Below are 5,739 nucleotides of genomic sequence, written 5' to 3'. Positions count from 1 at the left end.
CCTGAGAGAAATGCTGATAGGGGCCCGCAGAGGCACCGAACCACGCATCATTGGTGATATTGACGAACCATGCCGGCCGCTCTCCCCGCGCGACGACTTCATCGGCGAAGATCACCTCGTAACAGATGAGCGGGCTGACCGGGGGCAAGCCCCGCCGCGTCAGCGTGCGCGGGCCGGGGCCAGTCTCAAAGCTCCCCTGAAACTGCACGATCTGCCGCAGCCCAAGCCGCCCGAGCAGATGGCGCAGCGGCACATATTCCCCGAAGGGCACGAGATGATGCTTGTCGTAAGTCTCGACGATCTCGCCCTTGTCGCTTACGACATAGAGGCTGTTATAGAAAATGCGGAGCCGGTTCGCGGGGCCATCAGGCTCCGGTTCGCCGCGATTTGATCCGACAATGAGATGCCCGCCTTCCGGCAACATGCGGCCGATCGCACCCAGCACATAAGGCTCGCGCGCGAGCAGCACGGGCACGGCATTTTCCGGCCAGACAACAAGAGTGCCGGGGCGAAGCCCTTCGGGCCGTTCCGCTGTCGGCTCGGCGGACATGCGCAGCAACTGGCCGATGACGGTGAGGAGACGTTCCTCGCTGTCCCAGTTTTTCACGAAGGGCGTATTCGGATGAACGATGCGGATTTCCGTGCCGCCCGTCAGATCCATCTGCGCCGATGAAAGACGCGCCGAACCGCCGATCCAGATGAGCGCAAGTCCTGCCAGCGCAATCGCGGGGGCAGCGAATATTTCCCGGTCGAGGCGATGCGCAACGGAAGCACCGCGCGGATCAAAGGTGGCGATTGCGCCTGTGATGAGGAGCGCGATGAAGGAAAGACCATAGGCACCGACAAGGGCTGCCGCCTGCATCAGCGCGTCCGATGAAGCAGCAAGGCTTTCGCCGATCAGGTTCCATGGAAAGCCGGTCAGCACATGGCCGCGCAGCCATTCAAAGGTGGTCCAGATGACAGCAAAGACGGCGACACGACGATAGCCGCTGAACCAGAAGAGCCGCGCAATCGCGGCGGCGGCAGCGGTGAAAAGCGCGAGGCCCGCAGGCAGCAGGGTGACGGCGAGCGGCAGCAGGAAGGCAAATTTCTCCGCATCCACCAGAAAGGCATTGCCGACCCAGTAGAGCCCCAGAAGGAAATAGCCGAAGCCGAACCACCAGCCCACAAGCCCTGCACGCTGCATGCTGCGGCGGCGGCGCGAGCGCGTGGGTTCGCCAACGCCATCGAGCAGCCAGATGAGAACCGGAACGGTGACAAAGAGAACGGGGAGAAACCCGTAAGGTTCAAGCGCAAGCGTACTTGCCGCACCAGACACCAGCGCCGCCGCATAGCGCCGCCAGCCCCGAAGCTCCGCCAGCGCGGCGGCAAAGCTCTCAAGCTTTTCGATTGCTAATCCGATCCCCCTCTCGACCTGCACGCCCTCAGCCTTCCCCTTGTGTTACCTCAACGCGTTCCGCCGGCGCAGGCACGAAATGAATGCGCATGCGCTTGATACGACGAGGATCGGCATCCTTCACTTCAAATTCGACGCCCGCCGGATGGCGCACAAGTTCGCCGCGCAGCGGAACACGACCCAGCATGGAAAAGACGAGGCCGCCCAGCGTGTCCACATCATCCTCGTTTTCTTCGTCAACGAGACGCAGGCCCGACATCTCTTCAAGCTCCTCGATGGGACAGCGCGCATCGGCATCGATCGAGCCGTCATCCCGCTTCACCAGCATCGGGCCGCTATCGACATCATGTTCGTCTTCGATTTCGCCGACGATTTCCTCAACCAGATCCTCGATGGAGACAAGACCGTCCGTGCCGCCATATTCGTCGATCACCAGCGCGAGGTGAATGCGTGTTGCCTGCATCTTCAGCAGAAGGTCAATCGCAGGCATGGATGGTGGTACGAAAAGAAGATCGCGCCGGATCGCGCGGAGAGAGAAGGGCGGCGGCGGCGCGGCCTTGTCGCTGGCAGGCGGTGCGAAAAAGGCGAGCACGTCCTTCAGATGCACCATGCCGATCGGATCATCGAGCGTTTCGCGATAGACCGGCATGCGCGAATGGGCGGAGTCGCGATAGAGGCGCAGCACTTCTTCCATCGATGCCTGTTCCTCGACGCCCACAATATCTGCGCGCGGGACCATCACATCTTCCACACGCAGCTCGCCGAACTTCAGAATGTTGAGAAGCATGTGCCGCTCTTCGGCGGTGAGGCTGCGATAGGCCTCGTCATGTTCCTCGATCACTTCTTCAAGGCTGCCACGCAGCGTTGAATCGTCATTTCCTTTTCCCAGAAGCGCGCGCAGCCAGGCGAAACGCTGGCGGGGGCGCGCATTGGTACTGGGAGGCTCTTCCCGGGAAGAGGAAACGGCGGATTGCTCTGTTGTGTCAGTCATCGCTCTGGGATTGTTCTGGTGGGTTCAGTTATTGGCAAGATCATCCGCGTAGGGATCGCTTACGCCGAGATCTTCCAGTATGTCGCGCTCAAGCGCTTCCATCTCTTCCGCTTCGTCATCCTCGATATGATCGTGCCCCAGAAGATGAAGCACACCATGAACGGTGAGATGCGTCAGATGATCGGTAAAACTTTTCTTCTGCTCATCCGCCTCGCGCGCAATCGTTTCGCGGGCAAGGATGATATCGCCGAGAAGAGGCAGCTCTTCCCGAAAGGCGGACTCGGGCAGGCCCGTATCCGACATGTCAGCGGCGGGAAAGGAGAGCACATTGGTCGGCCCGTCCTTGCCGCGATAGGCCTTGTTCAGTTTGGCGACAAATTCATCATCGGCAAGCACAATGCAGAGTTCGGCGGGATCGCCGCCCTGCGTCACCACATAGGCATGTTCTGCCGCGCGGTGCACCGTTTCCTCGGTGCCGCTTGCCCAGTCTCCGGCTTCGCGCAGAACTTCAATCTCGAGTCCGGAGACCGGACTTCGGGTCTTTTCGCTTCGTTTTCGACCGGATGAGGCAGACGCGCTCATAGGCCCTTTTCTCCAAGAAGGCTTCGCTCATGGGCATTATAGGCCTTGACGATACGCGTCACGAGCGGATGACGCACCACATCGGCGTCAGAAAAACGCACTGTCGAAACACCCGGCACGCCATCCAGCACATCAAGCGCGTCGCGCAGGCCCGATTTTGCGCCAAGCGGCAAGTCCACCTGGCTCGGATCGCCGGTGATAGCCATACGGCTGTTCTCGCCAAGGCGGGTCAGAAACATCTTCATCTGCACGGGCGTGCAATTCTGCGCCTCGTCCAGAATGACGAAGGAATTGGCCAGAGTGCGACCGCGCATGAAGGCGAGCGGCGCAACTTCGATTTCGCCTGACTCAAGCCCCTTCATCGCCTGTTCACCGGGCAATGTGTCGTAGAGCGCGTCATAAAGCGGGCGCAGATAGGGATCGATCTTTTCTTTCAGATCACCCGGCAGGAAGCCGAGCCGCTCACCCGCCTCGACAGCAGGGCGGGAAAGAATGATGCGGTCCACACGCTTTTGCAGCAGCATGGAAACGGCGACGGCAACGGCGAGATAGGTCTTGCCCGTGCCCGCCGGGCCAACACCGAAGACAAGCTCGTTTGAATAAAGCGCGTCGATATAGAGGCCTTGCGTGTGCGAGCGCGCGGTGATAACGCGGCGCTTTGTCTGCACCTGATGACGGGAAAGACCGCCTTGCGGCTTTGCGAGATCGGCATCGGCTGCGGTTGCCAGTCGAATGGCGCCATCGACTTCGCCGGGCGTTACTTCCTGCCCGGCTTTCAGCCGCGCATAGAGATCGCGGAAAACGCGGTCGGCCTGATTGCGCGCATGAGGCTTCCCAGTGATGACAAGCGTATTACCGCGCAGCGTGGCAAGCACATCGAGGCTTTGCTCGATGCGGGCAAGGTGGCGATCATTCGTACCGAAAAGCTCCGTCAACAGACGGTTGTCATCAAAGGCAATGACGAGACTGTCGCCATCTGCCTCTTTCTTTACGCCATTCGTGCCACTCGCTGCGCTCAACTACGGCCTGTCCTTTCGATGCGCGTGGCCTGCATCAGGCGAGAATCGGTTCCGCCTGACGAAGGCGACCTCGCAGAGAATTGCGATAGCCTTCCTCGATCTCTACATCCACGATCTCGCCAAAGAGGCTTTCGGGCGCATCTTCGACGTGAACCGATTGCAGCCAGGGGCTGCGCCCGACAAGCTGGCGCTCGCCCTTGCCGCGACGGTCGAACAGTACCTTCATGCTCTTGCCCGCACAGGCGCGGTTGAAGGCAATCTGCTGTTCACCCAGAAGATCCTGCAGACGGGCGAGTCTTTCGCTTTTCACTTCTTCGGGAAGCTGGTCTTCCTCGCCTGCGGCGGGTGTGCCGGGGCGGGGGCTGTATTTGAAGCTATAGGCCTGCGCGAAGCCTACCTCGCGCACGAGAGCGAGCGTCGCTTCGAAATCCTCTTCCGTCTCGCCGGGAAAACCGACGATGAAATCGGATGACAGTGCAATGTCGGGCCGTGCAGCGCGAATGCGCTCAATCAGGCGGAGATAGCTTTCCGCGTCATGGCGGCGGTTCATGGCCGCAAGGATGCGGTCGGAGCCTGACTGCACGGGCAGATGCAGATAGGGCATCAGCTCCGGCACTTCGGCATGGGCGGCAAGAAGCTCCTCATCCATGTCGCGCGGATGGCTGGTCGTGTAGCGCAGACGCTCCACCCCGTCGATCCTTGCAAGATGCCGGATCAGCTTTGCGAGTGTCGCAACACCGCCCGAGCCGTCATCGCCATGCCAGGCATTGACGTTCTGGCCGAGCAGCGTGATCTCGCGCACGCCCGCTTCTGCAAGCGCGCGGGCTTCATCCACGATGCGCGACAGGGGCCGCGAAAATTCTGCACCCCGCGTATAAGGCACGACGCAAAAGGTACAGAACTTGTCGCAGCCTTCCTGAATGGTGAGGAAAGCGGTTGCCCCGCGCGCCAGCGTTTTGCGGCGCTCCGGTGCGGGCAAGCTCTCGAACTTGTCTTCGGCGGGAAATTCCGTCTCCACAATGCCGGGGCCGCCATTGGCCAGCCGCGCCACATATTCCGGCAGGCGGTGATAGGTCTGGGGGCCGAGCACGAGATCGACGGCGGGCGCGCGGCGGCGCATCTCTTCACCTTCCGCCTGCGCGACGCAACCGGCCACGCCGATCACGAGGTTTTCGCCCCGGCCGGATTTTTCCTTCTTCAGCTCGCGCAGACGGCCAAGTTCCGAATAGACCTTCTCCGCCGCCTTTTCGCGGATATGGCAGGTATTCAGAATGACAATGTCCGCTTCGTCAGGCGCATCGACCTCGGTGTAGCCGGAAGGGGCCATGACATCGACCATGCGGGCCGAGTCATAGACATTCATCTGGCAGCCATAGGTCTTGACGAAGATTTTTTTGCGCGGCACGCCGGTTTCATCGGCCGCAAGGCCAGCTTTCGGCGCGTCTTCGGGGGATGGCGCGGATTTATCCTGCACTGTGTGCGCTCGTCTCCTCGGGAAACTCAAACATTCGGGCAAAGCCTATCACGGATCGGCCGGCTTCTGCGACCGCTTTGGGCCTCAATAGCCCTTCTCAGGCCCCTGCCGCAAGCGATTGCGCAGGCTCTTCGATCCGGGTTTCGGGTGCTTTTGCCACGGTTCCGCCCCGCAGCGCCCGGATAAGCCCTTCCCGGCAGCGTTCCTCGCAATAGGCGGCGAGCGCCTTGCGATTGCCGATTTCGCGGATGGTGACGGGCTTGTGGTACTCCACCAC

General features: G+C 61.1%; 6 protein-coding genes. All 6 read right to left on the bottom strand.

Features of this window, described 5'->3' with window-relative positions:
- A partial coding sequence (gene lnt / locus WBF74_RS08885; protein ID WP_424438335.1) for an apolipoprotein N-acyltransferase occupies nt 1-1,420 on the bottom strand: 1,420 nt, incomplete at its 3' end.
- Between the two features lie 4 nt (nt 1,421-1,424).
- The gene (locus WBF74_RS08880) at nt 1,425-2,387 is read right to left on the bottom strand and encodes a hemolysin family protein (protein ID WP_424438332.1); all 963 of its coding nucleotides are present in this window, start codon (nt 2,385-2,387) and stop codon (nt 1,425-1,427) included.
- A 24-nt stretch (nt 2,388-2,411) separates the two neighbouring features.
- Nucleotides 2,412-2,969 carry an rRNA maturation RNase YbeY gene (ybeY, locus tag WBF74_RS08875; RefSeq protein ID WP_424438329.1) on the bottom strand — a complete coding sequence of 186 codons (558 nt, stop codon included), beginning with the start codon at nt 2,967-2,969 and terminating at the stop codon, nt 2,412-2,414.
- Nucleotides 2,966-3,988 carry a PhoH family protein gene (locus WBF74_RS08870; protein ID WP_424438326.1) on the bottom strand — a complete coding sequence of 341 codons (1,023 nt, stop codon included), beginning with the start codon at nt 3,986-3,988 and terminating at the stop codon, nt 2,966-2,968. The genes ybeY and WBF74_RS08870 overlap by 4 nt, the downstream gene beginning before the upstream one ends.
- A gap of 34 nt (nt 3,989-4,022) precedes the next feature.
- Nucleotides 4,023-5,462, bottom strand: a complete 1,440-nt coding sequence (gene miaB / locus WBF74_RS08865; protein WP_424438323.1) for a tRNA (N6-isopentenyl adenosine(37)-C2)-methylthiotransferase MiaB — start codon at nt 5,460-5,462, stop codon at nt 4,023-4,025.
- Nucleotides 5,463-5,559: 97 nt separating this feature from the next.
- Nucleotides 5,560-5,739, bottom strand: a 180-nt coding sequence (locus WBF74_RS08860) for a hypothetical protein (RefSeq protein ID WP_424438320.1), incomplete at its 5' end; no start/stop codon positions are given.

It is taken from the genome of Parvibaculum sp. (assembly GCF_049672805.1).
GTDB lineage: Bacteria > Pseudomonadota > Alphaproteobacteria > Parvibaculales > Parvibaculaceae > Parvibaculum.
This window is presented reverse-complemented; position numbering and strand designations above follow the sequence as displayed.